Here is a 25740-nt window from a genome sequence, read left to right as displayed (position 1 = left end):
CGATTCCATCTGTTGACCCTGGTCATCGATGCCGGGGATGGTCATGTTGAACCCGATGACGCACAACCATTCTGATTTCCCGACGGAATAAGCGGTTTTACTTGCCTGACCGCATGCGAGACCCGAAAAATGGTCAGCCTTGGAACCAAGTATCTCAACTCCTCTCGGTGGCTGCTGGCGGGCCGGTTCTCATCAACACAGTCGACCGCACGTTTTCGGCCCGCACCGTGCTTTGCCACCGGGTTCTAAACAATCGCCTGAGAGATGCCCGGCGGGCAGCATGACGAAGCTGTCGCAAGCGGGCTGCTGCGCTATTGTCCGATATGTGACGGCTCACGAGGTGACCGATCGCCCGGTCGCCGTGATTGGGTACGGGCGAATCTGGCCTGGCAGAAGCGGAGTTTTTGCGGAGCTATACGGACAAGGTGAGCTTGATTTCCCCAGAGGGCGATCATGATTTTGACGAAGCGAACGCGCGCGGATCCAATCTGCGGAGATCGACCTCCTTCAAGGGCCGTGTCTGGAATTCTCACTGCATTCCGGAACCATCCAGGTGAAACTACCTGCAAGATCTGTAGCATTCGCCAGCATATATCCGGCGCTCGGGACGACTATCCGATCGGAGCTAGCGTTAGCTATCGGCGCGCAGGCGACAGGCGATGGCTGTCCAGTGATTGACCGTCATCAAAGAACCAGCATCCGCGGGCTTTACGCGGCCGGCGACGTTGTTTCTGGGCTGGATCAAATTAGCCATGCGATGGGCCAAGCGGCCGTGGCCGCCACGACCATCCGAAACGATCTCGCGGCCATTAGGGCTCTCCGGCGCTAGGCCGCCATCCCGGCTAATCTGCCTCGGGATCGCCAGGCCGAAGCGTCGATGCCGCAAGGCAGCAGGGCGACGATCGCCTTGCCGGGCCTACAGTCGACCAAAGATGCTGGCCGTTCGCTCGCCGGGACCGGTTCAATCCGCGCCGCACGTAGTGGGTGCCGACCTCACATCGTCGCAGCCCACGTAGAATGAGAGCTTGCCGTCGGCTCAATCGGATCCCACGGCAAGCGCAGCGATTCCGGCAGCGATAAACGCTGCGCCGATCAATCGCCAGTTGTCGATCTGCTCGCCCAGAACTCGCCAAGACAAATAGATAACGCCGACATAAGTAAGGCTCATCGCGGGGAATATTAGAACGATATCGTAAATAGACAGTAGATAAATGTATATTGCCAGTGAAATGAAAAATAGAAAAACACCTGCCAAGAAATGCCAGGAGGCGACAAGTCGCCAAAAGGAGGCGTAACTCGTCGCATTGAGTCCGAGATGGCGCATGGCTGCCATCTTCAGGAACAGCTGCGACCCTGCATTCGCAGTCGCTGCTATTGTCAACAGGAGGAGAGCTTGCATTATGATCACCAGTCCTGTCGGCACGGAGAAAATGCGCCGACAGGACCGATCAAGTCGTGAGTTAGAAGTAGCGGGTGAAGCGAAGGAACCCGGAGACCGTCCCGTCGAGAGTCTCAATCTTGCTGTAGGCAAGCTCGCTGCGCACTTCAAACTGCGAGACAGGGAACCACACTACTGAGGTCTCAGCTGCATATGCATTGATGCCGGTCGTCGCCAGACCCGCGTGCAGGTTGTTGTAGTAGTGTCCTGCGACCGAGACGCCCAGCGTTTCTGTGAACTGCTGGTTGTACGACGCGAGGATCGACCATTCAGAACTGATTGCATCGAACTGGCCGGTCGAATAGATATTCGCATTGTTGGCGTAGGTGCCGATGAGCCTGAGGGACGATCCAGGCATGTTGGGCATGTTCAGGTGAAGACCGAGCTTCGCCGCATACCCATCAGTTCCAAGGAACGATTCGTCGTAGCCGAATTGAGCCCACGCACCGCCCCATCCCTGATTGACGCCGACCTTTGCAACGACGTCCGGCATATAGCCATCCCCGGCGAGCGTATCGTCTTCAAGAGACAGAGTACGTAGAAGCCGTTTCCGGCCGTATAGGTGTAGGCTATGAGTGGCCGTTGCTGGTAGCCATAACCCAGTCCAGACCAGGAGTGCGAGCCCGGAAAGTTGGACACTCCGCCGCCCTGCGTGGATGTCCATGCCGATTCCGTATAGCCCATGCGCAGACCGCCGAGTTCGATAAACGCCTGATCGACGAATGCGGGGCCGTCGCCTGCTCCATTCCAGTTGGCTTCAAGGCGAATAAATGAACGGAGCGTGCCCCAGTCAGTCTGCGAGCGTGCGTCGAAGTTCACCCGCGCGCGAACAGTCTTGTAGAAGCCTTCGTTGAACTGATCGCCGGGATGAAAGGTCAAAGGCGGCGTGTCACCGACGCCTCGGCTCTCAGCGCCGATCTGATAGTAGACGTAACCGCTCATCGCCAGGCACGTTTCAGTGCCGGGAATGTAGAAAAAGCCGGCCCCGTAGGCGTCGCAGATGCGCACGTATTCAACAGGTTCGGGCTCAGGCAACATAACGGCATCGGCGCTCCAAGCGGGCATTGCGCCCAATGCGCCAAACGCCGAAGACAATAGAATCAAAGATTTTTTCACGGGTTCCCACCTCCAATTTGGATGCAACTGCGCCGGTGTTCCGACGGATATCGCCGGTCATGAGCGCGATGTGGAGTAGGAACCGGGCTCTTTGCGCGGCTTTTGCGTCGAGTTTACATGCGCGTAAGGCATGTCGCTCCCGCGCAGATCAACGGCCATGTGTTGCTGATTGACCACAGCGCGACGCTCGGCGCGCCGAGATTGTCAGATATTTAAGGCCAAGGAAAAGCCGCTGCGAGAGTCGCCGGCTATCTTCCTTTCATCGCCGATCAATAGGCGGTGCAGCCACTTGCTCCCGACGGCTGCAGCAGAAAATGAAAGGACCATCCTATGTCTGCCTACAAGTTTCCTCTGGTGCTGGCTTTGACCCTCGCCGCCGGTCCCGTTCTGGCTCAGGAAGCCACCGTGTTCCCGGGTAACAATACTCCGGCAGCGGTGCGCACGGGCCACGACACAAGCAGCACGCCGGCGGTGGATTACAACCGCACTCATTCCATCGCGCCTCGCTCGCAGGACACCGATCCGACGCTCTACGGTTACTCTGCAAACGTCACGCGCTCGGACATCTATTCGGGCAAGTAGGCAAGTCGCGTCCAGTCCCCCCCGCGCTGAGCGGCTCTGGGCGCGATCAGCAGATCGCGCCCAGAGAAACCGAAAAGAGGAAATCATGATCAGGCCGACCGCACCCCTTATTGCCTTCCTGATTGTCGCTCCTGTGCCTGCAGCATTCGCTCACACTGCAGACCCGGGTGCGTCACCGAACTCTGCGGCATCTAACGCCGCACGGATAGAAGGGTTGTTCCGCGGCCAAGGCCAGCCGGGCGATGTCATCCGTTCGGTCTCAAATCCGGATGTCGTATTCACAGTGATGGAAAATGGCACTGTTGAGCGGCGCAACCAGCGTTACGATACCGTCGATTACCGGCGCCCGCTTCTCCCTGGCGAGCGAGATCCGAATCATTCGGGGAAGTAATCTGGGCCACCTTGTAGGATGAGCCCGGATACTAGCCGCACAGAAACTCCCCGCCGGAGTGCAAGGAGATATCTATGAAACTCACAGCAATTTCTTCAGCTATCCTTCTGAGTTCCGCCACCTTAGCAATCGCGCACCCGCTTGGCGCAACGGCCGAACCGAACTCAGCCGTATCAAATGTCCAGCGAATCGACGCCTTATGCCCGAGGTGACGGTAAGCCCGGTGATGTCGTGCGCTCGGTCTCAAACCCGGACGTCGTGTTTCGCGTAACGGAATCGGGGTCCATCGAGCGCCGCAACGAGCGGTTCGGTATCGTCGAAACCCAGCGGCCGCGTTCAATTATGCGAAAAGACTACAATTACCGTGGGCGCTGAACGTGCAACGAAGTTTGCCGATTTGTAAGGCCTCAGAAAATGGCATCCAAGCTTTAGCCGGCAAACTTTTCGCGTATCAGCACAGTCATGACCCTGCGTTTGCGGTCGCCACAATTGCGATTAGGAGAACGCTTGCATCAGGACAAGCAGTCCTGTCGACGCGCGAGCAAGGCGCCGACAGGACCGAACAAGTATCAGTTAGAAGTAGCGCGTGAAGCGGAGGAAGCCGGAGAGCGAGCCATCGCGACCGTCGACCTCAGCATAGCCGAGTTCGGTGCGAACTTCGAACTGCGACACCGGGAACCAGACCACCGACAGCTCAGCTGCCCATGCATCAAGTCCGGTGCTAATATTCGTGCCGGCAGCATACAGATCGTTGAAATAGTGAAAGCCAACCGACGCCCCCAGTGTCGCGGTGAACTGGTGGTTGTAGGACGCAAGGATCGACAATTCTGCGTCGGTGCCCAGCGGGCTGCCGGTGCCGTAGGCGTTGTCTCCCTCGTTGTAATAGCCAAGGATGCGGAGCGAAGAACCCGCCATATTCGGGACGTTAACTTGAACCCCCGCGCCGGCCGCGAAGAATTCGGCGCTTTCGTCGTAAGCCGCCTTCAACCAGGCGGTGCCCCAGCCCCCGGTATAGCCGATCTTGGCGACCACGTCGGGCATGTAGCCTTCACCAGCCAGAGCATCGTCTTCCAGAGAGATCGCGCCGAAGAAGCCGTTCGAGTCGAAGCGGTAGCCGATAAGGGCACGCTGGGTGTAGCCGTAGTATACCAGACCAGGAGTGCGAGCCCCAGTTCGAGGCGCCACCGTTCTTTGAGTCGACCCAGAACGACTCAGAGTAACCCATCATCAAACCACCGAGTTGGATGTAAGCCTGGTCCACATAGGCCGGACCGTCGCCCACGCCGTTCCAGACAGACTCCAAGCGAATGAAGGAGCGCAGCGTGCCCCATTCAGTTTCCGAACGCGCGTCGAAGTTGACGCGAGCGCGGACGTTCTTGCGCCAGCCATCCTGCGGAGTGTCACCGTAGTGGTAGGACGGTGTGTCGCCCGTGCCAGCTTCATAGCTGCCGGCGCCCATCTGATACCAGACGTAGCCAGAGATCTGCAGACAGGTCTCGGTGCCGGGGATGTAGAAAAAGCCTGCCCCGTAGGCGTCGCAGATGCGCACATATTCCACGGGCTCAGGCTCAGGCGCCATGACAGCGTCTGCACTCCAAGCGGGCATTACCGCCAATGCGCCGAACGCCGAAGACAATAGGATCAGAGATTTTTTCACGGGTTCCCACCTCCAGTTAGGGTGTAACTGCGCCGATGTTCCGACGGATATCGCCGGCCTTGAGCGCGAGGTGGAGTAAGAGTTGGGCTGTTTGCGCGGCGTTTGCGGCAAGTTTACATGCGTGTAAGATAAGTCTCTCCCGCGAAGATCAGCAGCCATGTGTTGCCGATTGACCACAGCCCAGCGCTTGGAGCGCCCGAGATTGTAAGCGTTTTTGGGGCCAAGAAACCGCTGCTAGAGTCGCTGCCTATAGTGCTGGCTGTGGCACTCGCCTCCGGTCCTGGTCCGGCTCAGGAAGCGATCATCCCTTGGCAAAAATACTCCGGCTGCGGTGCATGCGGGCCATAACGAGCCGAGCCGCGCTAGTGGACCGGAGGACTACAATTGCCTTGGGCGCTGAACATTCATGGAAAGCTTGCAGATTTGTAAGGCCCGAGAAAACGGGAGCAAAAGTTTCGTCGCCAAGCTCACGACGTATCTCCAATGGGCCATGCGCAACTAAGCAGCGCCCTTTTCCCCGCCCGCGTAGCTGACCTCCGCGGGCGGGCTTTTCTCATCCGTAACCGAGTGTGGAAAATCGATTTGAACCACAAGCCCCGGGCCATTGTCACGGAGGCTGATCGTAGCTCCATGAAGGTCGGCGATTGCTTTCACCATGCTAAGCCCTAGACCCGTGCCTTCCGTGGTACGGCTTTTGTCCAGCCGATAGAATCTCTTGAACACTTTGTCCGTTTCGGACGGCGGTATCCCAGGACCGTTGTCGATGACGAACAGGCTGACGCCTTGGGCCCTACAAATATAGCCCAAGCCGATATGTGAGCCGGGCTGCGTGTGGCGGACCGCATTTTGAACCAGATTGGCCAACATCTGCTTGAGGAGTTCGCTATCGCCAATCAGATGCGCCGAGAACGTTTGTTCGGACCTAAGGAGCCTCAATCTTCGTCCCTGCTCGGTCGCAATATCCGCGTAGACCTCAAAAACCTCGTTAACGAGTGATGTCACGTCGACCCGCCTGAAGCGGTCACGTCTGGCGCCAGTTTCGATCTGGGAGATCCTCAAAAGTGCTTCGAACGTCGACGTGATCCGCCGCACTTCCTCCATGGCCGCCTGGATCAGCGTTCGGCTGGACGCTATTGTGTCGGCCTCGTGTGCGGCTTCCAGCATCAGAAACAAGCGCGATATCGGAGTTTTGAGGTCGTGGGCGATATCTGTTGTAACCTGCTTCATGGCGCTCACATTTGACTGCAAGTGTCCCAGCGCCACATTGACCTCCGCAGCCAATGCGTCGATATCGTCCATTCGCGGCGATATCGGCAGGCGTCTCCCGAGTTCCCCAGACCCGACCATCCGCATCACGCCGGACAGAGAGGCGATACGGCGTCTGGTTTTGAATGCCAATAATGCACCTCCCCCGAGCCCAGCCGCCAGCACAATCGCTGTTGCCCAACCAAAGCTCACCAGCGCGATATCTCTGAGGCGATTGGTATCGTCGTAGCTGACACCGACCACCAATTGATTGGGCCCCAGATTCTGCATGTATAGCCGATAGTTCGTCGATTTAGTTCCAAGGTTACGCGCGTCCAGGGTCGAAAGCCCCTTCACCGCTCCGGCAAGGTCGATGTTGCCCGCGAGAAACGAGCCGTCCGAACTGCGGAGCGAATACAGCGTCTCCTGCCCGCGGATAGCTGGGCCATGATTGACGATCATGGCCTCCGCACCGGCAAGTCCGCGGGCCACAAACGCAGTCTCAATCTCGCGAAAGCGCTCCATCACATGGGAGTCAAGTCGCTCGTAGAGGTAAGATGCCACGAGGTTATAGGCGACGAGATTCGCCGCGAAATAGACGAATAGGAACAGCAGAACATAAAGCGCAGCAAGCCGGAACGATGTGCTGTGCGCAATGCTAGCGCGGCGCATGGATGCTATAGCCCGTGTTGCGGGTCGTATGAAGGAGGGGAGTGTCGAACGGCTTGTCGATCTTGCTGCGCAGTCGGCTGATGTGGGTCTCGACCACCGTGCTTTGTGGATCGAAATTAAAGTTCCATATCCTTTCCAGAAGCATTGTCCTGGTGAGGATGCGGCCTTCATTTCGCATCAACAATTCGAGGAGTGCAAACTCGCGCGGCAGCAGTTCGATCACCGTGCCGCCGCGCGTCGCCAGCCTTCGCACTAGATCAAGTTCGAGGTCGGCGACCTTGAGTTTGGTCTTCTCGGACGAGATCGGGGGACGACGCGCCAGCGCGTTAACCCGTGCAGTCAATTCTGAAAACGCAAATGGCTTGACGAGGTAATCGTCGGCGCCGGCCTCGAGACCCTCGACACGATCGTCTACGCCGCCCATGGAAGTGAGGAACAAGACAGGGATTCTGGAGCCGGCTGCGCGCAAGCTCCTAACGAGCGCCAGCCCATCTATTCCAGGTATCATTCTGTCTACGATTGCGACGTCGAATGCCTCGCGCAGTCCGACTCCCAGAGCGTCTCTTCCATCTCTGATAACGTCAACCGTGTGGCCCGCCTCCGTGAGGCCCTTCGCAATGTATTCGCTCGTGCGGCCATCGTCCTCGACGAGAAGAATTTTCATAAGCATTGATTTCCAGGCGTCGGCCACGCCGTCGCTCCCTTGACCTCTTGAATGCAGCGGCATGCCATGCCCAAGGGGCACAGCACGCGGTTCGTGACTCCGTTATGGATTTTTGCAGGTTGAATCCCGCTTGAGAGACAGATGAGGTCTGCCAAGACCGGGACGAACCGAAGGGTTCGTCCCGGGAAGCATTTGTAATTTACTTGATTTCTGTAACCGTGATGCGGCCGTTGACCCGGTCGGCGATAAACTCGATCGCCTGACCCTCCTTGACCTTGTTCAGCATGGCTTCATCGGCCACGACAAAAACCATAGTCATGGCAGGCATCTCAAGGTTCTTGAGTTCGCCATGCTTGATGGTGAGCTTCTTCTGGGCAGTATCGATCTTCTGAATCTCACCCTTTGTATATTCTTGCGCGAACGCGTTACCGCCAAGAGTGAGCATGACGGCGAGCAGCGATAGTATCTTTGCGGTATTTTTCATAGAATAGGTCCTTTGTGTTGTACGGGTTACTGCGAAACCTGAATGGCGCCCTTCATGCCGGATTCATAGTGACCCGGAATCAAGCAGGCGAATACGTAGTCCCCGGCGTTTGAGAACGTCCATACGATCTCGCCGGTCTTGCCGGGAGCCAGCCGTATGGAGTTCGCGTCGGCATGTTCCATGTCAGGGAATTTCTCCATGACCGCTTTGTGCTCCATCACAGCCGGCTCTTGATCCATGACGTATTCGTGGTCAGCCTCGCCCTTGTTCGTGAAGCGTAGACGAATTGTCTCCCCAGCTTTGACCTTGATGGTCGCCGGTTCAAAAAGCATCTTGCCGTCATCTTTTTCGGTCATCGCAATGTTGACGGTGCGCTTGACTTTTCCTTTCTCTCCGGGTTCGCCGATTGCCATTTTTTCAGTGTCGTGGCCACCTGAGTGCGTCCCTGCTGCGAAGACAGCTCCAGTCGTCAAAGCCAGAACGGCGGTCGCAATCACAAATCTTTTCATGTTCTCGGGTTCCTTTCGGTTGTCATTATCGCTGTTATCCCTTGGTGTGACCGCCGTGCGTCGCCGCCGGTGTCATCGTTTTTGCGTCGCCTGATTTGACGGGAGCGGGAGTGTCGCCCGTCCATTCGTAGGAGACGGTTCCTTCGGGGTGCTGATACCAGCCCGGATCGGCGTAATCGTTCGCTGCAATGCCCTCTCGGACTTTCACTACGGAGAACATGGAGCCCATTTCTATCGCTCCAAATTGTCCCCAGCCTTCCATCATCTTTATCGTATTGTCAGGAAGCGGCATTTCCATCTCGCCCATGTCGGCCATGCCACGGTTGCCCATCGGCATGTATTCCGGCTGAACGCGACGGATTTTTTTCGTCACCTCGGTTTTGTCGACGCCAATGAACGTTGGCACGTCATGCCCCATGGCGTTCATCGTGTGATGCGACTTGTGACAATGTATCGCCCAGTCGCCGAGGTATTTGGCGTCGAACTCGTAGGCGCGCATCGCGCCAACCGGGATGTCGATCGAGACTTCCGGCCAGCGCGCCTCAGGCCGCGTCCAACCTCCGTCCGTGCAGGTCACCTCGAAGTCGTAGCCATGCATGTGAATCGGATGGTTGGTCATGGTGAGGTTCCCGACCCGCACCCTCACTTTATCGTTCTTCGAAACGACCAGCGGACTTACACCTGGAAAGACCCGGCTGTTCCAGCACCAGAGATTGAAGTCGGTCATCTCCATGACCTTCGGAACATAGGAGCCGGGCTCGATGTCATATGCGTTGAGCAGGAAGACGAAGTCCCGGTCGACCGGCATGAAGGAAGGATCCTTCGGATGAATGACGAAGAACCCCATCATGCCCATCGCCATCTGGACCATTTCGTCAGCATGCGGGTGATACATAAACGTCCCGCTTTTCACGAGGTCGAACTCGTAAACAAAGGTCTTGCCCGGCGGGATGCCAGGCTGTGTGAGACCGGTTACGCCATCCATGCCGTTCGGCAGGATCATGCCGTGCCAGTGGATGGTGGTGTGTTCCGGAAGCCTGTTGGTCACGAAGATGCGAACCCGATCGCCTTCGACCGCCTCGATCGTCGGTCCTGGTGATTGTCCATTGTAGCCCCAGAGATAAGCGGTCATGCCCGGAGCAAGCTCGCGCTCGACTGGCTCGGCGACCAGGTGGAATTCTTTCACGCCGTTAGTCAGGCGATGAGGAGCGGTCCATCCATTCAGAGTTACCACCGGCTGATAGTCCGGGCCGCTCGACGGGAAGATCGGCGGCTGCATGTCGGGGGATTCCATGATCGCAGCGTCAGGAAGTCCCATCGCAGATGTCTTCGTCCATGCGGCCGCACCTGCGAGAAACGCGCCGCCGCCAAGTATCTGACGTCTCGTAACCAATTTAGATCTCCTTCTCGTTCAATGCGCCGCGGCGTCGCCGCCGCTGGCCATTGCAGTGGGTGCTTCGCTCGCTCCGGACGACCCGCCGCCATAGACGACGGTGCCAAGATTTACGTCGGCGAGCCAGAAATCGCGCTTGGCGTTAAGGGAAAGCATGATCGACTCGATCTTGGCGCGCGTATCAGCGAGAAGCTCGAACGTGTTTGTGATCATGCCATTGTAGGTGAGGACCGATTCCTCTTCGATCTTCGTGCGCAACGGCAGAACATTATTCCGGTAGTGTCGTGCGATGTCATAAGTCGAGCGATACGCGTCATAGGCGCCACGGGCTTCTGAACGGATGTTGACAGCCCTTTCGGCCAGCAGATTTGCAGCCTGCATGTAGGCTAATTCGGCCTTGCGCATGCGCGCCTTGCCCGAATCGAAGATAGGGATGACGAAATCAACCTCCGCGATAGGGATGACGGTTGTTTCTGTGCCGCCGTCTTCGGCCATTTCACGCTCGATCTCGACGCCGGAACGCAGGCCGAGGTCCGTCACATAGCGCGTCGCCTCCGTCAGGCCGTATGATCGTGCGAGCGCCTCCAATTCGAGCCGCGCGATTTCTAGATCGACGCGGTTCTTGAGTGCCTCTGCCTCAATCGCGCGTTTTGCTTTTGCGCCCTTCGGCAGAGCGGGAAGAGCGTTGGGCACCGAGTAGTCGATGTCAGACCCCCAGAGCCCCATCAAGCGCGTGAGCTGTTCCTTCGCGCCGCGCGCGGCGAGCTTGGCTTCGGCTGTTTGGCCCGCAAGTTCCGCATAGAAAACGTGCTCCCGCGCTTGGCCGGTCTTTGTAAAGGCTCCTGTCTCGCCGAGTTTCTGCGCCAGCGCGGAAGCTGCGTCCGCCGCGGCCTGAGCCCGGTTAAGATAGGAAACGCGCTCCCACGCTGCCACGGCCTCGATCCATGCGCGGCGCGTATCGGCGGCGAGACGCAAGGTTTCCTCCGCCGCCCGCAACTGCGCCTGCCGGAACCGCGCATCGGCGATCGCCACCCTGCGCGGCCGGGTGATGAGCGCAAGGATATTCGTGACGATGGCTGTTTCGACCGTTCGCACCGGATCGACGCCAATCACCCCGATCGAAACCGGCGGATTTACCAGCATGGTCTCCTGCCAGACGTCGGCCGCGGACAAGCCAATATCCGCATACGCCGCCTGGAGGCCCTTGTTGTTCAGGAGGGCAACCTGAACCGCTGCATCGGGGCCGAGCGTCCTTTTGCGGACGATGCCGGTGACCCGCTCCTGCAGCACTCTCGCTTCCGCGCTCGACTGAACCCAGACGGCTTCCTTCCCAGCAACGGATGCGGTTCGGGCAGCTACCGTCGCGAACCCCGATCCCGGCTCCGAGATGCCGTCGACCAGTGCGGTTGTCGTGCACCCGGCCGCCACGATCGGAACCAGGCCTGCGACCAGAAATCCCTTTGCGATCCTGTTCATGATCCGCTCCCGCGTTCCGCCGGAGATAGATCATCGTTAAGTTGGCGCCAGTTCTTGGGGTCGACCGGTTCGCGGTGTTGGTAGTTGGTGACCACAGGATGATAATGCGCATCGCTGATCCCCATGATGGGATCGGCGGCGTTGAACGAAGGGAGAATGTCAGGCGGAGCAGTAGATGCACAGCCTGACGCTGCCAGCGATGCAGCGAGCATCGCAAATAATATGAGCTTCATTTTCGACCCTGAACATGATGTGGAGCGTGAACCGCGCGTACCCAATAGCAGGCGCGGACGGAACGTGGCGCCCGGAGGACGCGCATATCAGCTCAGGTTCGAGGAGGTCTGAGGAAGTCGGTCTGTTCGCCGGGCATTATTGCCGCAGAAACTTCGAGCGCCAATACCCCGGAGCACGGTTGGGGGAACGGAGGAAAACTGACGGGAACCGCCTGAGACGGGGCGCAGTGGGTATCGCAGCAGATATCGGCGGTTTTGGGGTTGCCGTGATGACTCTTGGCGCTTGCCCCATCAACCTCAGTCGTCGCATCCGATCCGTGCTCGTGATCGCTGTTCGTGTACACTTTCGCGTCAGAGGACGCAATGAGGCCGGCGACGCTGCTGGGGTGCATCGCCGATTTGGCCATCGCCACCATTCCAGGCTGCAGCGACGCCATGACGAGAAACAAGAGCGCGAGCGCGGCACGAAACCACGAAATTCTCGCTAGCCGATGTTGACCGAAGTTCGTCATCTCACCAGCTTCCACACAAGTTCGGGCGCCAAGTCAAGTTGCGCCATCCTTCTTTTCTGTCGGGGAACCGAAACGTGATCATGGCTTGACTCGCAGAATGCGTGCGCCGGCTAAATGCCTGCGGGCCAAGCTGATTACGGCTAGCGGGATCACGGTCCACTGCAGCAGCGGGCTGAGCCCCGTTCCGAAGGGAGGAATCAGCGGCATGAGCACCGAATATGTCCAGCGCAGGCTCACATTGGTGTAATAGTACTCAAACCCAACGGTAAGCGCGATGCCAACGGCCAGGAATATGGCGGTCGGCAGACCCCACGGGCGCCTATCCAGTTGCGATCGCGCACTGACATGCTCGCGATCCAAAATGCGACCAACGCGAATCCGGCGTCACCGAAGGTTGCCGACAAGCAGAGCTTGATGCCGTCCCAGTGCTTCATTTCCATCATACCAACATAAGTTGGCGCTTGGAGGAACTCCCAGACGAAATGGAGAAGGAACGAGAAGAAGATCACCGGAAGCTCGGGCGCTTCGAGCAGCGGAAACCGGTGGGCCCCGTCATTCGACGGGGCTTCCGATCGAAGTCCCCAAGGCATCACCAAATCCCCTTCGTGACGCCGGTCCAGACATAGGACCAAATCGTTGGGTGGAACCATTGCCGCGAGTTTCCGCCCTGTTTACGAGACTCGAGCCGGCCGGCCAAGGCGTCTTCGATTGCATCGACGCACATCTGCCGTGATATCGCCGCAAGTCTGTACGCGTAAGTCATAATGTTATCGTCACCAGATGGCTCGCCTCGGACTTGCGCGACCACCTCGCCCGTGTCGACCCCCGCATCGACGACGTGGACGGTGGCGCCGAAGTTCGTGCTGTCTCGGTTGGCGAGAGCCCAATAGCCGCCATTCATGCCGCGGTGCTGCGGCGTGATGCCGGCATGGTAGTTCAGGACAGGGCATGTCACGCGAGCGAGAACCTCAGGCTTCACGATCCTGCAGCCGGCAAGGAGAATGACGGAAGGTTGGATTTCATCGATCGCCTGCAAAAAGCCGACGGAATTCACCGAGGGCACCGTTCGAACGATCCGTTCCGCACGAGGCTTCACAAAGAGGCTTTCGGATTCGATGATGCGAGCGATCCGCCGATGTAAGAGAACCTTGCCAAGGCCGATGAGGCACATGGTGCCAAATTGGCCGCCAACTGTGAACCATCCCTTCAGGCGGGCGCGGCGCGCAAGAAACTCGCCGCGCGGTTCCGAATCCTCGATGATGACGCGGACGTCCCCAAAGCGGTCGATGAGCGCATTTATGATGATCCACGGATGTGGTCCCCCTGCGGTGACCACGCATACACCGCCGCCGGTATCCGGCCGTGAGTTCTCACTCATGGCAGCATACGACTGAAGCTTTACCTCGCCTGAGAGTCCTTCAATAATCGGGCAATGCGGACGTTTGTCGCCATGGCAGTTGGCCATCAAATGGCTCAGCATTTCGCGCAGTCCCAAGAGTTCCGCAACCTTGCGGTCGATCTCTGCAAGCTTGGCCGTGGCCATAACCTTGACCTCCACGCTCTCGCGAGACGTGTCGTTGTAGAGAGACAATAGCTCGCGGCACTCCTCGACAGAAAAACCCAGGCTGCGCGCACGTTGCAGGAAGCGCAGACGGTGTTCATCTTCGACTGAATAGTCACGGTAGCCGTTGTCGCGTCGCTCGGGCCGGATGAGGCCGATGTCCTCATAATAGCGGATTGTCTTGGGCGGCAAACCTGACTTTTCCGACACGGTTCCGATGTTCATAGAAGCGCTCCTTCCTTCGCCTCGCGTCAGCCAAGCTTTACCGTGCGCAGCCGCAGCGCGTTGGCGATGACAGAGACCGACGACAGGCTCATGGCTGCCGCTGCGATCATCGGCGATAGCAGCGTGCCGAAGACCGGATAGAGGACCCCGGCCGCCACCGGAACGCCGAGCCCGTTGTAAACGAAGGCGAAGAACAGGTTCTGCTTGATGTTGCGGATCGTCGCCTGAGACAGCCGGCGGGCCCTGACGATGCCGTTCAAATCACCCTTCACCAGCGTGATTCCCGCGCTCTCGACCGCAACGTCAGCGCCGGTGCCCATGGCGATGCCGACATCGGCTGCGGCGAGCGCCGGCGCGTCGTTCACCCCGTCTCCGGCCATGGCGACCTTGGCCCCGTTGGCGCGCAGCTCCTCGATCAGCTTCTGCTTGCTTTCGGGCAGCATGTCGGCGCGCACCTCGTCGATGCCCAGTTTAGCCGCGACCGCCCGCGCCGTCCGCTCGTTGTCGCCGGTCGCCATGATGATCCGGAGGCCGGTTTGGTGCAGCGCCCGGATGGCTTCCGCCGTGGTCGCCTTGACCGGGTCGGCAACGGCGACGATGCCGGCCAGCCTGCCATCGACCGCGACGAACATTGCCGTCTTGCCGTCCGAGCGGAGCGCGTCAGCGCGGTCCTTCAAGCTGGCCGCGTCCGCCTTGAGATCGATCATCATCGCGGCGTTGCCGAGCGCGATCTTGCGGCCGTTGACCGAGCCGGACACCCCCTTGCCGGTGACGGCCTCGAAGTCAGACGCGGCTGATATCGTCGCGCCACGTGCCTCGGCGCCCTCGACGATCGCTTCGGCCAGCGGGTGTTCGGAGCCACGCTCCAGGCTGGCTGCGAGCGATAGCAGCTCGGTCTCGTCGAACCCTTCCGCTGCGACGACGTCGGTGAGCTTGGGACGGCCCTCCGTCAGCGTCCCGGTCTTGTCGACGATCAGCGTGTCTACTTTGGCGAACAGTTCCAGAGCCTCGGCATTCTTGATCAGCACACCTGCCTGTGCTCCGCGACCCGTCGCCGTCATAATCGACATCGGCGTCGCCAGGCCGAGAGCACACGGGCAGGCGATGATGAGCACGGAGACCGCCGAGACGATGGCGAAGATCATCGACGGCTCTGGACCGAAGACCGCCCAGACGACGAAGGCCAGGATCGCCACGAGCACGACGGTCGGCACGAAGTAGAACGATACACGGTCGGCGAGCCCCTGGATCGGTGCGCGTGAGCGCTGGGCCTTGGCGACCATCTCGACGATCCGTGACAGCATGGTCTCGGCGCCGACTTTCTCGGCGCGAATGACCAGCGTTCCGTTGCGGTTGAGCGTGCCGCCGGTGACGCTGTCGCCTTCGGTCTTCTCAACTGGAAGAGGCTCCCCCGTGATCATGCTTTCGTCGATCGAGGTCCTGCCTTCCAGCACAATTCCGTCAACGGGGACACTGTCGCCAGGGCGGACGCGCAGGCTGTCGCCTGACTTGACCTCGTCGAGAGGTACGTCTTTTTCCGATCCGTCCGCTCCTATCCGCCGCGCAGTCTTTGGCGCGAGGTCGAGCAGCGCGCGGATCGCCGACCCGGTGCGCTCCCGGGCGCGCAGTTCAAGCACCTGTCCCAGGAAGACGAGCGCCACGATCACCGCGGCCGCCTCGAAATAGACCGGCACCGAGCCACCATGGCCACGGAATTGGTGCGGGAAGAGATCCGGAAACAGTGTCGCAACGACGCTGTAGAGATAGGCGACTCCGACACCGATCGAGATCAGGGTCCACATGTTCGGGCTACGATTGACGACGGACTCCCAGCCGCGATGGAAGAAGGGAATGGCGGCCCAGAGCACCACAGGGGTAGCCAGCACCAATTCCAGCCAGGTCGAGATCTGCGCACCCAGCCAGTCGCGGACGGGCAGGCCGAGCATAGGTCCCATCGTGATGAAAAGCAGCGGGACCGAGAGCAAGCCGCTGACCCACAGCCGCCGAGTGAAATCGATGAGTTCGGGATTGGGGCCCTCGTCGCCGGTCGGAACACCCATGGGCTCCAGCGCCATGCCGCAGATCGGGCAGGAGCCTGGCTTGTCGCGGACGATCTCCGGATGCATCGGACAGGTGTATTGCGTGCCCTTCGGCATCCGCTCCGGCGCAGGCCGGTCGCCGAGATACTTCGGCGGTTCCGCCTCGAACTTGCCCTTGCATCCCGACGAGCAGAAATAGAAGCCCTTGCCCTCATGCCGCGTGAAGTTGGCGGCAGTCGCGCGCTCAACGCTCATGCCGCAGACCGGATCGATCGCCGTGATGAACTCCTGCGGCGCCTTGACGAACTTGTCCCGGCACGACGCGCTGCAAAAATGGTAGGTGTGACCATCATACTCGGTGCGGGGCTTGCCTGCGGCTGGGTCGACAGTCATGCCGCATACGGGATCGCGTATGACCTCGCCTTTGGCCAGCTTGGCATGCGTCGAGCAACACGCGTCCCCCGTTGCGTGCGAGTGATTGTCAGGTGAATGGGTGCTCATGGCGCGACCTCCGATTTGATCGGCGTATTGTTGCGCCTTCCAGCTACCGGAAGGTCAAGCGGAATTTTCACCTCCACTTTAAAGCTGGACGCCGCCTCAGGTCGTAGCCTGTCAAGCAGGCTGGAGGTTCCTCGCGAGCAAACATGCTCATTTGTCTTGGGCGATACCGCCCAAGAAAGTCGGATAGGGTCCCGGAACAAAGCCCGGACGCGGTGGTTATTGGAGATGTCTTGCGCAGAATCTTTCCAGTTCGTCAGGCTCGTCAGCTTGGCTTCGCTTGCGATAGTCGCACTGACCGCGATCTTTTTGACAACGACGTCCGCCGCAGAGCTTGACCATCCTGACGGGGATTCGGTGCAGCGGTTTGACTTGAGCGGCCTCCGAAATCATTAACGAAGCTGCTATCGAATCCCAGGTGGGCTCCAAAGCCCGTAGTCGTATTCTGAAACCAGGAGAAATATGATGAAAACGTCGAAGCTCATTCTCGCAACGTTGATGCTCACGGGGACCGCGTCGTTTGCGGTAGGGCAGGAATCTTCCAACAAACCAATGGAAATGGCCCCAGTCACGCTGCCCGCACAGTGCGGTGAGGCCGCAGACCAGAAGATGCCGATGACGGATAGGTCGGGAATGGACATGTCTGGCATGGACGAGGCGCACAAAGCCTTCATGGCCGGAATGATAAGAATGCAACCGGCGATGATGCGGGGGATCATGGCCAAGGATCCAGATGTCGCATTCGTCTGCACGATGATCGCGCACCATCAAGGTGCCATTGACATGGCCAGCGTCGAGCTGAAATACGGCGACAACGACGAAGCGAAACAGGCCGCGCAGAAAATCATCGACGACCAGACCAAGGAGATCGCTGATTTTAAAAAATGGCTCGAAGCTAACGTCAAATGAGGTCGTAGGGGGCGCCACAGGCGCTCCCCGATCACACAAGGATCCATGATATGCATCACCTCAGCCCCGAGATGAAAAACTGTATCGACGAGTGCCTGCGCTGCTATTCGATGTGCCTGTCTACAGCGATGGGCCATTGCTTGGAAATGGGCGGAGAACACACCGAAAAACAGCACTTCACGCTGATGATGGCCTGCGCCGAAATCTGCCGAACCTCGGCGCATTTCATGCTCATCGGCTCCGAGCACCACAAGCATATTTGCGGCGAATGCGCGGAAATCTGCAACGAGTGCGCGGATGACTGCGAGCGTATTGGCGACATGCAGGACTGCGTCGATACCTGCCGCCGCTGCGCGGAGAGCTGTCGAAAGATGGCGGCTTAATAGCCGATTGTTCGTAGGCGCGACGTCGATGCCTCGCGCCTACGACCAAGATTTCATCCGAGGAAGAAACAAACTTCACCAAGGCGGCGATCACGAGACCGGCAATCGCCAGGACGATCAGGCCGCCGATCCCGTTTCGACACACATTTCACCTGACATCAGCTCATCCAATCATCATTTTCTTTCCTTCTATTCCGCGGCGGACTTCAGAGGGTTCACCGGCGCCGATGAGCTCTCAGCCGCGGCTCGCCTCGGCAGGCCCCGACCCTTCACGATGCCGTAAACCGCCGGGATCACCACTAGGGTCAGGATGGTCGATGAGATCATGCCGCCGATCATCGGCACGGCAATGCGCTGCATGATTTCCGAGCCGGCCCCAGTGCTCCACAGGATGGGCAAAAGCCCCGCCATGATGGCGACCACTGTCATCATCTTTGGCCGGACGCGCTCCACCGCGCCCACCCTGATCGCGTCATCTAGGTCAGCTCGCGCGAATGCGCGGCCCTGGGCGGCGCACTTTCCTTGGGCTTCAACAAGCGCATGATCGAGATAGATCAGCATGATGACGCCCGTTTCGGCCGCAACGCCGGCGAGCGCGATGAAGCCGACGGCGACCGCAACCGAAGTGTTGAAGCCGAGCCACCACATCAGCCATATGCCGCCGACCAGCGCGAAGGGCAGAGACAGCATGACGATCAGCGTCTCCGTCAGTCGGCGGAAGTTCAGGAACAGCAGCAGGAAAATTAGCGCGAGCGTCAGCGGCACCACGATTTTCAGCCGCGCCTGGGCGCGCTCCAGATATTCGAACTGGCCGCTCCAGCCGAGCGAATAGCCGGCCGGGAGCGCAACGCCCGCCGCGACCGCAGACTGCGCATCGGCCACATAACCCCCGAGATCTCGCCCGGCGATATCGACGAAGATGTAGACGGCCAGTTGGCCGTTCTCAGTTCGGATAGAGGTCGCGCCGCGCGTCAGTTCGATTTTGGCGACCTCGCCCAGTGGAACTGAGCCGCCGCCGGGGAGTGCCACCTGCACCTCGCGCGCGATTGCCTGCGGGTCGCTCCGAAGCGCGCGCGGGTAGCGGATGGCGACGCCGTAGCGCTCACGGCCCTCGACCGTCGTGGTGATCACCTCGGCGCCCAGTGCCATCGAGATCACGTCCTGTACGTCGCCGACCGACAGCCCGTAGCGGCCGAGCGACACACGGTCCGGCACGATGTCCAGAAAGTAGCCGCCGACGACCCGCTCGGCATAGGCGCTCGACGTCCCTGGGACGTTTCGGAGCACCGCCTCGACCTGGCGTGCGACTTTTTCCATCTGGTCGAGATCCATGCCGTAGACCTTGACGCCCACCGGAGTCCGAATGCCGGTCGACAGCATGTCGATGCGGGCGCGGATCGGCATTGTCCAGGCATTGGACACGCCCGGAAATTGCAGCGCCGCGTCCATCTCGGCCTTCAGGCTTTCGGAGGTGACGCCGTCGCGCCACTCCCCATTTGGTTTTAGGTTGATGATTGTCTCGAACATTTCGGTCGGCGCCGGGTCGGTCGCGGTCTGCGCACGGCCGGCCTTGCCGAACACGCTCTCGACTTCGGGGAACGACTTGATGATGCGGTCCTGCATCTGCATTAATTCCGCCGCCTTGGTGACGGAAAGCCCGGGAAGAGTGGTGGGCATATACATCAGCGTGCCTTCGTCGAGAGCCGGCATGAACTCGGAGCCGAGCTGCCGCGCCGGCCAGACCGTCACCGCAAGGGCAACGACGGCAAGCAGGATGGTAAGCGTCTTCGCCCGGAGCACGCCCTTGATAACTGGTCGATAGATCGCGATCAGCAGGCGGTTGAGCGGGTTCCTGTGCTCCGGCACGATCCTGCCACGCACGAACACCACCATCAGCGCCGGAACCAGCGTCACCGACAGCAGCGCGGCCGCAGCCATGGCAAACGTCTTGGTGAAGGCCAGCGGCCCGAACAGCCGCCCTTCCTGGCTTTCCAAAGTGAAGATCGGCAGGAACGAGACGGTGATGATCAGCAGGCTGAAGAATAGCGCCGGGCCGACCTCGCTCGCCGCCTCGATCAGCACTTCGGTCCGGGGTTTGTCCGGCGGCGCACGCTCCAGATGTTTGTGCGCGTTCTCGATCATCACGATCGCCGCGTCGATCATCGCGCCGATGGCAATCGCTATGCCGCCGAGGCTCATAATGTTGGAGCCAAGGCCGAGGAGCTTCATCGCGGCGAACGCCATCAGGATCCCGACGGGGAGCATGATGATGGCGACCAGCGCGCTCCTGACATGCAGCAGGAAGACGATCGTGACGAGCGCGACGATGACGCTCTCCTCGATCAGCGTGATCTTGAGGGTTTCGATCGCCGCGCCGATCAGTTCCGAGCGGTCGTATACGGTGATGATTTCCGCGCCGCCAGGCAGGCTCTTTTCGATGTCTGCGAGTTGCGACTTGGCATTGTCGATGACGGTCAGCGCGTTCGAACCGACGCGCTGCAGCACGATGCCGCTGGCGACCTCTCCCTCGCCGTTCAGCTCGGCGATGCCGCGCCGTTCGTCGGGCACGATCTCGACCTTGGCCACGTCCCCGAGCCTAAGGGGCACGCCGCCGACGGTTTTGAGCGCGATGCTTTCGATATCGGCGATGCTCTTCAGATAGCCGCGGCCGCGCACCATGAACTCGAATTCGGAGATTTCGACGGTGCGCCCCCCGGTGTCCATGTTGCTGTCGCGCACCGCCTCGCCGATCTCCGACAGCGTCACCCCTTGCGCGCGCATGCGCGCTGGATCGACGACGATCGAATACTGCTTGACGAAGCCGCCGACGCTCGCGACCTCAGAAACGCCCTCGGCCTTCGAAACCGCGAAGCGCACCACCCAGTCCTGCAGCGACCGCAGTTCGGCCAGCGACAGTTCCTTGGCGACGACGGCATATTGATAGACCCAGCCGACGCCGGTCGCGTCCGGGCCGAGCGCCGGCGCGACGCCAGCCGGAAGGCGGCTCGCGGCGGCGTTCAGATATTCGAGCACGCGGCTGCGCGCCCAGTAAGGATCGACGCCGTCCTCGAAAATCACATAGACGAAAGACACGCCAAAGAACGAGAAACCGCGCACGACTTTGGATCGCGGCACCGTCAGCATCGCTGTCGTCAGCGGATAGGTGACCTGATCCTCGACCACCTGTGGCGCCTGGCCCGGATAGTCGGTGAAGACGATGACCTGCACGTCCGACAAGTCGGGAATGGCGTCGAGCGGCAACGTCTTGACCGCGTAGACGCCCGCTGCCGTCGCCAGAGCGGCGGCGAAGAAGACAAGGACAAGGTTCCGCGCCGACCAGGCGATGAGACGCGCGATCATGGCTGTTCTTCCGCCGGGGTCAGCGCGGAAAGCGCCGCCTTGAGATTGCTCTCGGCGTCGATCAGGAAGTTGGCCGAGACGACGACGCGCTCGCCCTCGGCGACGCCGTCCATGATCTCGACCATACCTTCGCCGCGCCCGCCGATCTTCACAGGGCGCGGTTCGAAGCTGCCTTCGCCCTTGTCGAGGATCACCACCTGGCGGTCGCCCGTGTCGATGACCGCGCTGTCCGGCACCGTCACGACAGGCCTGCCGCCGCCGGTCGCGATCTCCACATCGGCATACATGTTGGCGAGCAGCAGCCCATCCGCATTGGGCAGTTCGATGCGCAGGCTGGCGGTACGGGTCTGACTCTGGATTTCAGGGTGGATAAGGCCGACCTCGCCCTGGAACACCTGTCCCGGGAGGCTTCGGATGCTGATGGTCGCTCTATCGCCGGTGCGCACGGAACCCAGCTCATATTCCGGCACGTCCGCCATCACCCAGACGGTCGATATGTCGGCGATTCGGAACAGCGTTTCTCCGGCTTCGGCCATCATGCCGTCGATCGCCATGCGCTCGAGAACGACCCCGCCGCGCGGCGCCATCAGGGTGACCGAGATGGGAACCTTCCTCGTCTTCTCGATTTCGGCGATGGCTTCGGCTGGAACCCCGAGGTTTTCCAGCCTTTGCAGGCTGCCCCCGGCGGCGCCCTTGCCGGCCCCGCTCTTCAGATCGGCCGCGTAAAGCGCGCCGGCCGCGGCGATCTCCTTGGCGTAGAAGCGCACCAGCGGCTCTCCCTGCTCGATCATCTGCCCGGTTGTGATGTCGGCCACCTCTTCGAGGAAGGCCTCCGTTCGGATGGACACGACGCTGACGCGGCGCTCGTCGAGCGTCACGGTTCCCGGAACCCGGACCGGCCTGACAATGGTGCCTTTCGTGGCGAGGACCGTCTTGACGCCGGTCCGTTGCTGCTTGCCGGCCGAGACCGTGACGGTGGCGCCGTCGTCGTCCTCGCCGTCGTAGACAGGGATGTAGTCCATCCCCATCGAGTCCTTCTTCGGCGTCGGCGATGTGTCGGGTAGACCCATAGGGTTGCGGTAGTAGAGGACCTCTCGTTCGCCGGAGTTCGCTTCGACAACCGTCATGTCGGCCTTGCCCGGCTCGTCGAAGCTCACATCCTCGCCGGCGAGCACCGCAATGAAATCGCGGCCGTCGTCGGTTTGCTTTGGCGTCGCCGAATAGACCGGATCACCGTCCGGATGGCGGTAATAGAGGACTGCCCCTGAGCCTGCGGAGGTCATAGGCTCCGCCTCGCCGCCAAGCGCCCGCATCGCCATTGCCTGCACGTCCCGTACGACCGCCGGGACGGATAGATCGCGCTGTCCGGCCCAGTATCCGGCCGCGCCTACCCCCGCCGCCAGACCGGCGAAGGCCAGAAAGGTGCCGAGCCTGCTCATTCGACAGCCTCGAAAACCAGCCGACTCTCAACGGTCTCCTCCTCACCCTGAACCTTGGCCGCGATCGAGAAACGCCAGCCGCCGGCCATGATGAGGTTGGCCTGGAAGCGATAGGCGCCCGGATCTTCGGACGGCATCGCCTCTACCGGCGTTGTCATCGCCTCCATTCCGTCGGGCTGCATGTCCATTCGGGTTGCGAACACGACGGCATCGACAACCGGATTGCCGGTCCGCTTGTCAATCAGCCGGACCGTCACGGTCGCGCCTTCACCTTGCTTGATCTCGCTTTCGACAAGCTGGAATTCGTAGTCTTCGGGACCGGCCAGTGTGGCCGTGGAGACGGCGATGGCAGATAGGAGCGCCAGCGGGGCGGCGCGAAGGCAAGGTTTCGCTCTCATGGTCAATGGTTCCGACTGTCATTGGACCGCGCTCGCGCACGGCTTCTCGCTTAGCCGAGGCCAAGCGGTCCGACCCGAGGGGTTCGCCCGCCGGGTTTCGGCGCCCGAAACGCCGCTGACAGTCAGATTCGAGGAGGTCGGGGCGGGGGTTCGCCAATCAGGGACGCAAGCACGACATCGCCGCGCGAGGTAAAGCGGTCCCGCATCAGGATGCGCAGAGCAAGCAGATGGTGCTCCGGCGTCGACGCACTAACGAACACGGCGGTGCAGACCACGGCGAACGGGCAATCCTTCGCGCAGTCCGGGGTCGCAGGCTGATCATCAGGGCAGCACGGCATGCCGTCGGGCATTTCGGCCGTCATCGGCATCGCCATCGCGGACGATGCGACCGACGGCGCTACTGGCGCGAAGAACAGGCCAATCATGGCGAGGATCGCAAGCAGCCGGGCCGAGGAGGACATCCGCATCATTCTGAACCTTCGCACGAATGCGATCGGATGCATAGCCAACTTGCCGTGACCACCACATTTGGGTGCGCCATCCTAGCGCATGGTAAGGTAGCTTCACTCGCGCGCCGCAAAACGATCGTGCCCGATACTACCGGCAAGGGAGCGGCGGCATCGCGCCATCAGCCGTGCGCCAGATCCACGCATCGATTTCAGGTCGAGATGCAACAAGCTCGTTGAGCGCCTCGTCGTAGGCGCTGTCCGCCGATGGTGGAACGATGTAGAGCCCAACCGGCTTTGGCTGCAACTGCAGCATCGCCGCCGCGGTTGGCTTGTCCATTGCCAGATTATAGCGGAAGCCCTTCACACTTCTATCGCCTACCCGTGCCAGCGCATCGACAAGCCGCTTCTCATGGATGGAGTCGTATGGAATCCAGTTCTCCGACACGACCATCACCGCCATTTCCTCGACAACCGCGAGCCCGGCAAGCGTGAGGCCGAAGGTAGCGATCGCGATCAAGTGAGAATCCTGGTTCGCGCTCCAGAGCGCTATTTCATTCTCGAAACGAACCTGAAGCCGACGATTCAATGTTTCTTCCAGCAGCAATGGAAAGTCCGGAAGATGCTTGATAACTAGTCGGAAGCCATTGCGAGCCGGCGCTATATCCTTGACCTCGCCGACGAGGATCATCAATTTCCTCGGCCCGGTCCTGGGAGGAAGTGCGGGCGCAAGCGCGTCTACGCGCCGTTGCTCGATGGCAACCTTGTCTGCCGAACGAAACGATTCCGGTACGAACAGAACGTCGCTCAATATTCCGCCCTTCACCGTCATCTGGCGGGCTGCCTCGATCAGGTGCCAGCGAACGTTCCACCAATGGCGCTTTCCGGCCCATCGCGCCGTCCAGGCCGTCAACTCGGCCTCGTGCCAGAGGTAGTGAAGCAGACTTCGGAGCGACAGCTTCTTCGCCTCGCCAACCACACCGTCTGAACCCTCCACGCCGGGAACCGGAGCAGCGCGCGCACCCAACTTTGTCAGGCTGAAGCCTACCTTGAGTGCCGATAGCCCGGTTTCGGAGTCGATCTGGATCGCGCTACCGATCAGGGCGCCGAGGCCGGAGAGCTCATCAGGCGGTTCGTAGGACGGGCAGGCTGGATCATGTCCACACCCCGACAACGGCATGCGCTTGACGATGTATTGGTCGCCCACGTTGGCGATATACATCGCAAGGCCTGACTCCTGACACAGGCAGAGAGGCTGAACTCGTCGCCGGTAGGCATCCGCCAGCACTTTCTGCAAAGCAGGCGCGGTCTCTTCTATCGTTTGGTCATCAAGCTTGAAACGTCGCATCGCCTCCATCGCCCTGGACGCCGCCGCATCCCCTGCCTTCCATTGGGTCATGGATTGCCATCCTGAGCAAGTCCTCCTCGACCGCAGAAGAGTGGGCGCAGAAGCCAGCGCGTTCGCCCCAACCCCAATCCGGCCGCTCTGAATTCGACCGCTTGTCCCGATGAGTTGCGGCTCGATTGAAGCCCGACCTGCGGTCTACTTTTGCTTTCTTGTAGCCGGCCGCGGCGCTGGCGCTTCTCCTCCGCGGTTGGGGCAGGCAGAGGCAGAGGGGAGGCTGTGACGTGGCGGCGGGTCGAGGCCAGGAGAGAGGCTCCCGGCGCCCGTCGAGGAGAACAGCAATGACCCTTATGCAAATTCACGCGCCGACGCGCATGGCGCCCAACGGCTACAAGGTCGACATCAGTAAAGGCGAGCGTATCGGGCGCGTTTCGTCTGAATGGTTCAATCGTCCGGCCGACGAGCGCTATCTCTCGCTCACCGACCTCCACAATTCGGTGGCCAGGCGATCAAAACGCTGCAAGACCCGCATCGTCGAAAGCGAAAACATCCGCGTCGCAGCGAGCCGCGACAATCCCGAACGCCTGACGTTGATGCTGCCCGACGCGCACGCGCCGGTCGCTCCCACGCACTGGAGCTTCGGCCAGCTCGCCAGCCTGGTCGGGGCGCCCGCGAACTACCTGCGGCAGCTCCCTGCCGCGCTGGCCGGCATCAACCTTCAGCATGCGGCCTGACCTCACACCGCGCCTTATCCTGACTCTGTAA

23 protein-coding genes and 3 pseudogenes are annotated in these 25740 nt (G+C 60.5%); 5 read left to right on the top strand and 21 right to left on the bottom strand.

Features of this window, described 5'->3' with window-relative positions:
• The first annotated feature begins 553 nt into the window (after positions 1-553).
• Positions 554-829 (top strand): FAD-dependent oxidoreductase, encoded by a 276-nt coding sequence (locus LRS09_RS30565; protein ID WP_374684961.1) that lies wholly within the window; start codon positions 554-556, stop codon positions 827-829.
• Between the two features lie 207 nt (positions 830-1036).
• Here the strand turns inward: LRS09_RS30565 and LRS09_RS29910 are convergent, their stop codons facing one another.
• The 3 genes and pseudogenes from LRS09_RS29910 to LRS09_RS29900 form a co-directional block, all read right to left on the bottom strand.
• Positions 1037-1399, bottom strand: coding sequence for a hypothetical protein (locus LRS09_RS29910; protein ID WP_257810682.1), 363 nt, complete (start codon positions 1397-1399; stop codon positions 1037-1039).
• A gap of 61 nt (positions 1400-1460) precedes the next feature.
• On the bottom strand, positions 1461-1931 hold the full coding sequence (locus LRS09_RS29905) for a porin (protein ID WP_257810821.1): 471 nt from the start codon (positions 1929-1931) through the stop codon (positions 1461-1463).
• 53 nt (positions 1932-1984) lie between these two features.
• A pseudogene (locus tag LRS09_RS29900) lies at positions 1985-2476 on the bottom strand (porin); the annotation flags it as partial.
• Positions 2477-2884: 408 nt separating this feature from the next.
• Here LRS09_RS29900 and LRS09_RS29895 point away from each other — a divergent pair.
• Positions 2885-3136 carry a hypothetical protein gene (locus tag LRS09_RS29895; RefSeq protein WP_257810680.1) on the top strand — a complete coding sequence of 84 codons (252 nt, stop codon included), beginning with the start codon at positions 2885-2887 and terminating at the stop codon, positions 3134-3136.
• 964 nt (positions 3137-4100) lie between these two features.
• Here the strand turns inward: LRS09_RS29895 and LRS09_RS29890 are convergent.
• The 13 genes and pseudogenes from LRS09_RS29890 to LRS09_RS29830 form a co-directional block, all read right to left on the bottom strand.
• Complete coding sequence (locus LRS09_RS29890; RefSeq protein ID WP_374684966.1) at positions 4101-4646, bottom strand: porin; 546 nt, start codon at positions 4644-4646, stop codon at positions 4101-4103.
• On the bottom strand, positions 4576-5184 hold the full coding sequence (locus LRS09_RS29885; RefSeq protein WP_257810819.1) for a porin: 609 nt from the start codon (positions 5182-5184) through the stop codon (positions 4576-4578). The genes LRS09_RS29890 and LRS09_RS29885 overlap by 71 nt, the downstream gene beginning before the upstream one ends.
• Positions 5185-5682: 498 nt before the next feature.
• Positions 5683-7101, bottom strand: a complete 1419-nt coding sequence (locus LRS09_RS29880) for a HAMP domain-containing sensor histidine kinase (protein WP_257810678.1) — start codon at positions 7099-7101, stop codon at positions 5683-5685.
• Positions 7088-7765, bottom strand: a complete 678-nt coding sequence (locus tag LRS09_RS29875) for a response regulator (RefSeq protein WP_257810823.1) — start codon at positions 7763-7765, stop codon at positions 7088-7090. Before LRS09_RS29875 ends, LRS09_RS29880 begins: the two co-directional genes overlap by 14 nt.
• A 199-nt stretch (positions 7766-7964) precedes the next feature.
• A complete protein-coding gene (locus LRS09_RS29870; protein WP_257810676.1) occupies positions 7965-8249 on the bottom strand; it encodes a copper-binding protein in 285 nt (94 codons plus the stop codon).
• Between the two features lie 26 nt (positions 8250-8275).
• A complete protein-coding gene (locus LRS09_RS29865; protein WP_257810675.1) occupies positions 8276-8758 on the bottom strand; it encodes a plastocyanin/azurin family copper-binding protein in 483 nt (160 codons plus the stop codon).
• Positions 8759-8792: 34 nt separating this feature from the next.
• A complete protein-coding gene (locus LRS09_RS29860) occupies positions 8793-10151 on the bottom strand; it encodes a multicopper oxidase family protein (RefSeq protein WP_257810818.1) in 1359 nt (452 codons plus the stop codon).
• Positions 10152-10169: 18 nt separating this feature from the next.
• Positions 10170-11627, bottom strand: a complete 1458-nt coding sequence (locus LRS09_RS29855; RefSeq protein ID WP_257810674.1) for a TolC family protein — start codon at positions 11625-11627, stop codon at positions 10170-10172.
• A 325-nt stretch (positions 11628-11952) separates the two neighbouring features.
• A complete protein-coding gene (locus LRS09_RS29850) occupies positions 11953-12372 on the bottom strand; it encodes a hypothetical protein (protein WP_257810672.1) in 420 nt (139 codons plus the stop codon).
• 233 nt (positions 12373-12605) lie between these two features.
• Positions 12606-12962 (bottom strand): hypothetical protein, encoded by a 357-nt coding sequence (locus tag LRS09_RS29845; RefSeq protein WP_257810817.1) that lies wholly within the window; start codon positions 12960-12962, stop codon positions 12606-12608.
• Positions 12962-13543, bottom strand: a complete 582-nt coding sequence (locus LRS09_RS29840) for a formyl transferase (RefSeq protein ID WP_257810836.1) — start codon at positions 13541-13543, stop codon at positions 12962-12964. The genes LRS09_RS29845 and LRS09_RS29840 overlap by 1 nt, the downstream gene beginning before the upstream one ends.
• A 231-nt stretch (positions 13544-13774) precedes the next feature.
• A pseudogene (cueR, locus tag LRS09_RS29835) lies at positions 13775-14158 on the bottom strand (Cu(I)-responsive transcriptional regulator); the annotation flags it as partial.
• 26 nt (positions 14159-14184) lie between these two features.
• Positions 14185-16698, bottom strand: a complete 2514-nt coding sequence (locus tag LRS09_RS29830; protein WP_257810670.1) for a heavy metal translocating P-type ATPase — start codon at positions 16696-16698, stop codon at positions 14185-14187.
• A gap of 462 nt (positions 16699-17160) precedes the next feature.
• On the opposite strand from LRS09_RS29830, the gene LRS09_RS29825 reads away from it, so the two are divergent.
• Together LRS09_RS29825 and LRS09_RS29820 are read left to right on the top strand one after the other, a co-directional pair.
• Positions 17161-17604, top strand: a complete 444-nt coding sequence (locus LRS09_RS29825) for a DUF305 domain-containing protein (RefSeq protein WP_257810669.1) — start codon at positions 17161-17163, stop codon at positions 17602-17604.
• Between the two features lie 50 nt (positions 17605-17654).
• Positions 17655-17987 (top strand): four-helix bundle copper-binding protein, encoded by a 333-nt coding sequence (locus tag LRS09_RS29820; protein WP_257810668.1) that lies wholly within the window; start codon positions 17655-17657, stop codon positions 17985-17987.
• 189 nt (positions 17988-18176) lie between these two features.
• Here the strand turns inward: LRS09_RS29820 and LRS09_RS29815 are convergent, their stop codons facing one another.
• The 5 genes from LRS09_RS29815 to LRS09_RS29795 all read right to left on the bottom strand — a co-directional run bounded on the left by LRS09_RS29815 (position 18177) and on the right by LRS09_RS29795 (position 25029).
• Positions 18177-21347, bottom strand: a complete 3171-nt coding sequence (locus LRS09_RS29815; RefSeq protein WP_257810816.1) for an efflux RND transporter permease subunit — start codon at positions 21345-21347, stop codon at positions 18177-18179.
• Positions 21344-22786, bottom strand: coding sequence for an efflux RND transporter periplasmic adaptor subunit (locus LRS09_RS29810; protein WP_257810667.1), 1443 nt, complete (start codon positions 22784-22786; stop codon positions 21344-21346). Before LRS09_RS29810 ends, LRS09_RS29815 begins: the two co-directional genes overlap by 4 nt.
• On the bottom strand, positions 22783-23184 hold the full coding sequence (locus tag LRS09_RS29805; RefSeq protein ID WP_257810666.1) for a FixH family protein: 402 nt from the start codon (positions 23182-23184) through the stop codon (positions 22783-22785). Before LRS09_RS29805 ends, LRS09_RS29810 begins: the two co-directional genes overlap by 4 nt.
• 122 nt (positions 23185-23306) lie before the next feature.
• The gene (locus LRS09_RS29800; RefSeq protein WP_257810665.1) at positions 23307-23654 is read right to left on the bottom strand and encodes a hypothetical protein; all 348 of its coding nucleotides are present in this window, start codon (positions 23652-23654) and stop codon (positions 23307-23309) included.
• 127 nt (positions 23655-23781) lie between these two features.
• A complete protein-coding gene (locus LRS09_RS29795) occupies positions 23782-25029 on the bottom strand; it encodes a DUF1173 domain-containing protein (protein ID WP_257810815.1) in 1248 nt (415 codons plus the stop codon).
• 287 nt (positions 25030-25316) lie between these two features.
• On the opposite strand from LRS09_RS29795, the pseudogene LRS09_RS29790 reads away from it, so the two are divergent.
• Positions 25317-25723 (top strand): annotated as a pseudogene (locus LRS09_RS29790) (hypothetical protein); the annotation flags it as partial.
• Positions 25724-25740 lie beyond the last annotated feature (17 nt).

The sequence above is a fragment of the Mesorhizobium sp. J428 genome (assembly GCF_024699925.1).
GTDB lineage: Bacteria > Pseudomonadota > Alphaproteobacteria > Rhizobiales > Rhizobiaceae > Mesorhizobium_A.
Note: the sequence above shows the minus strand (reverse complement) of the source record. Positions and strands in the feature narration are given on the sequence as shown.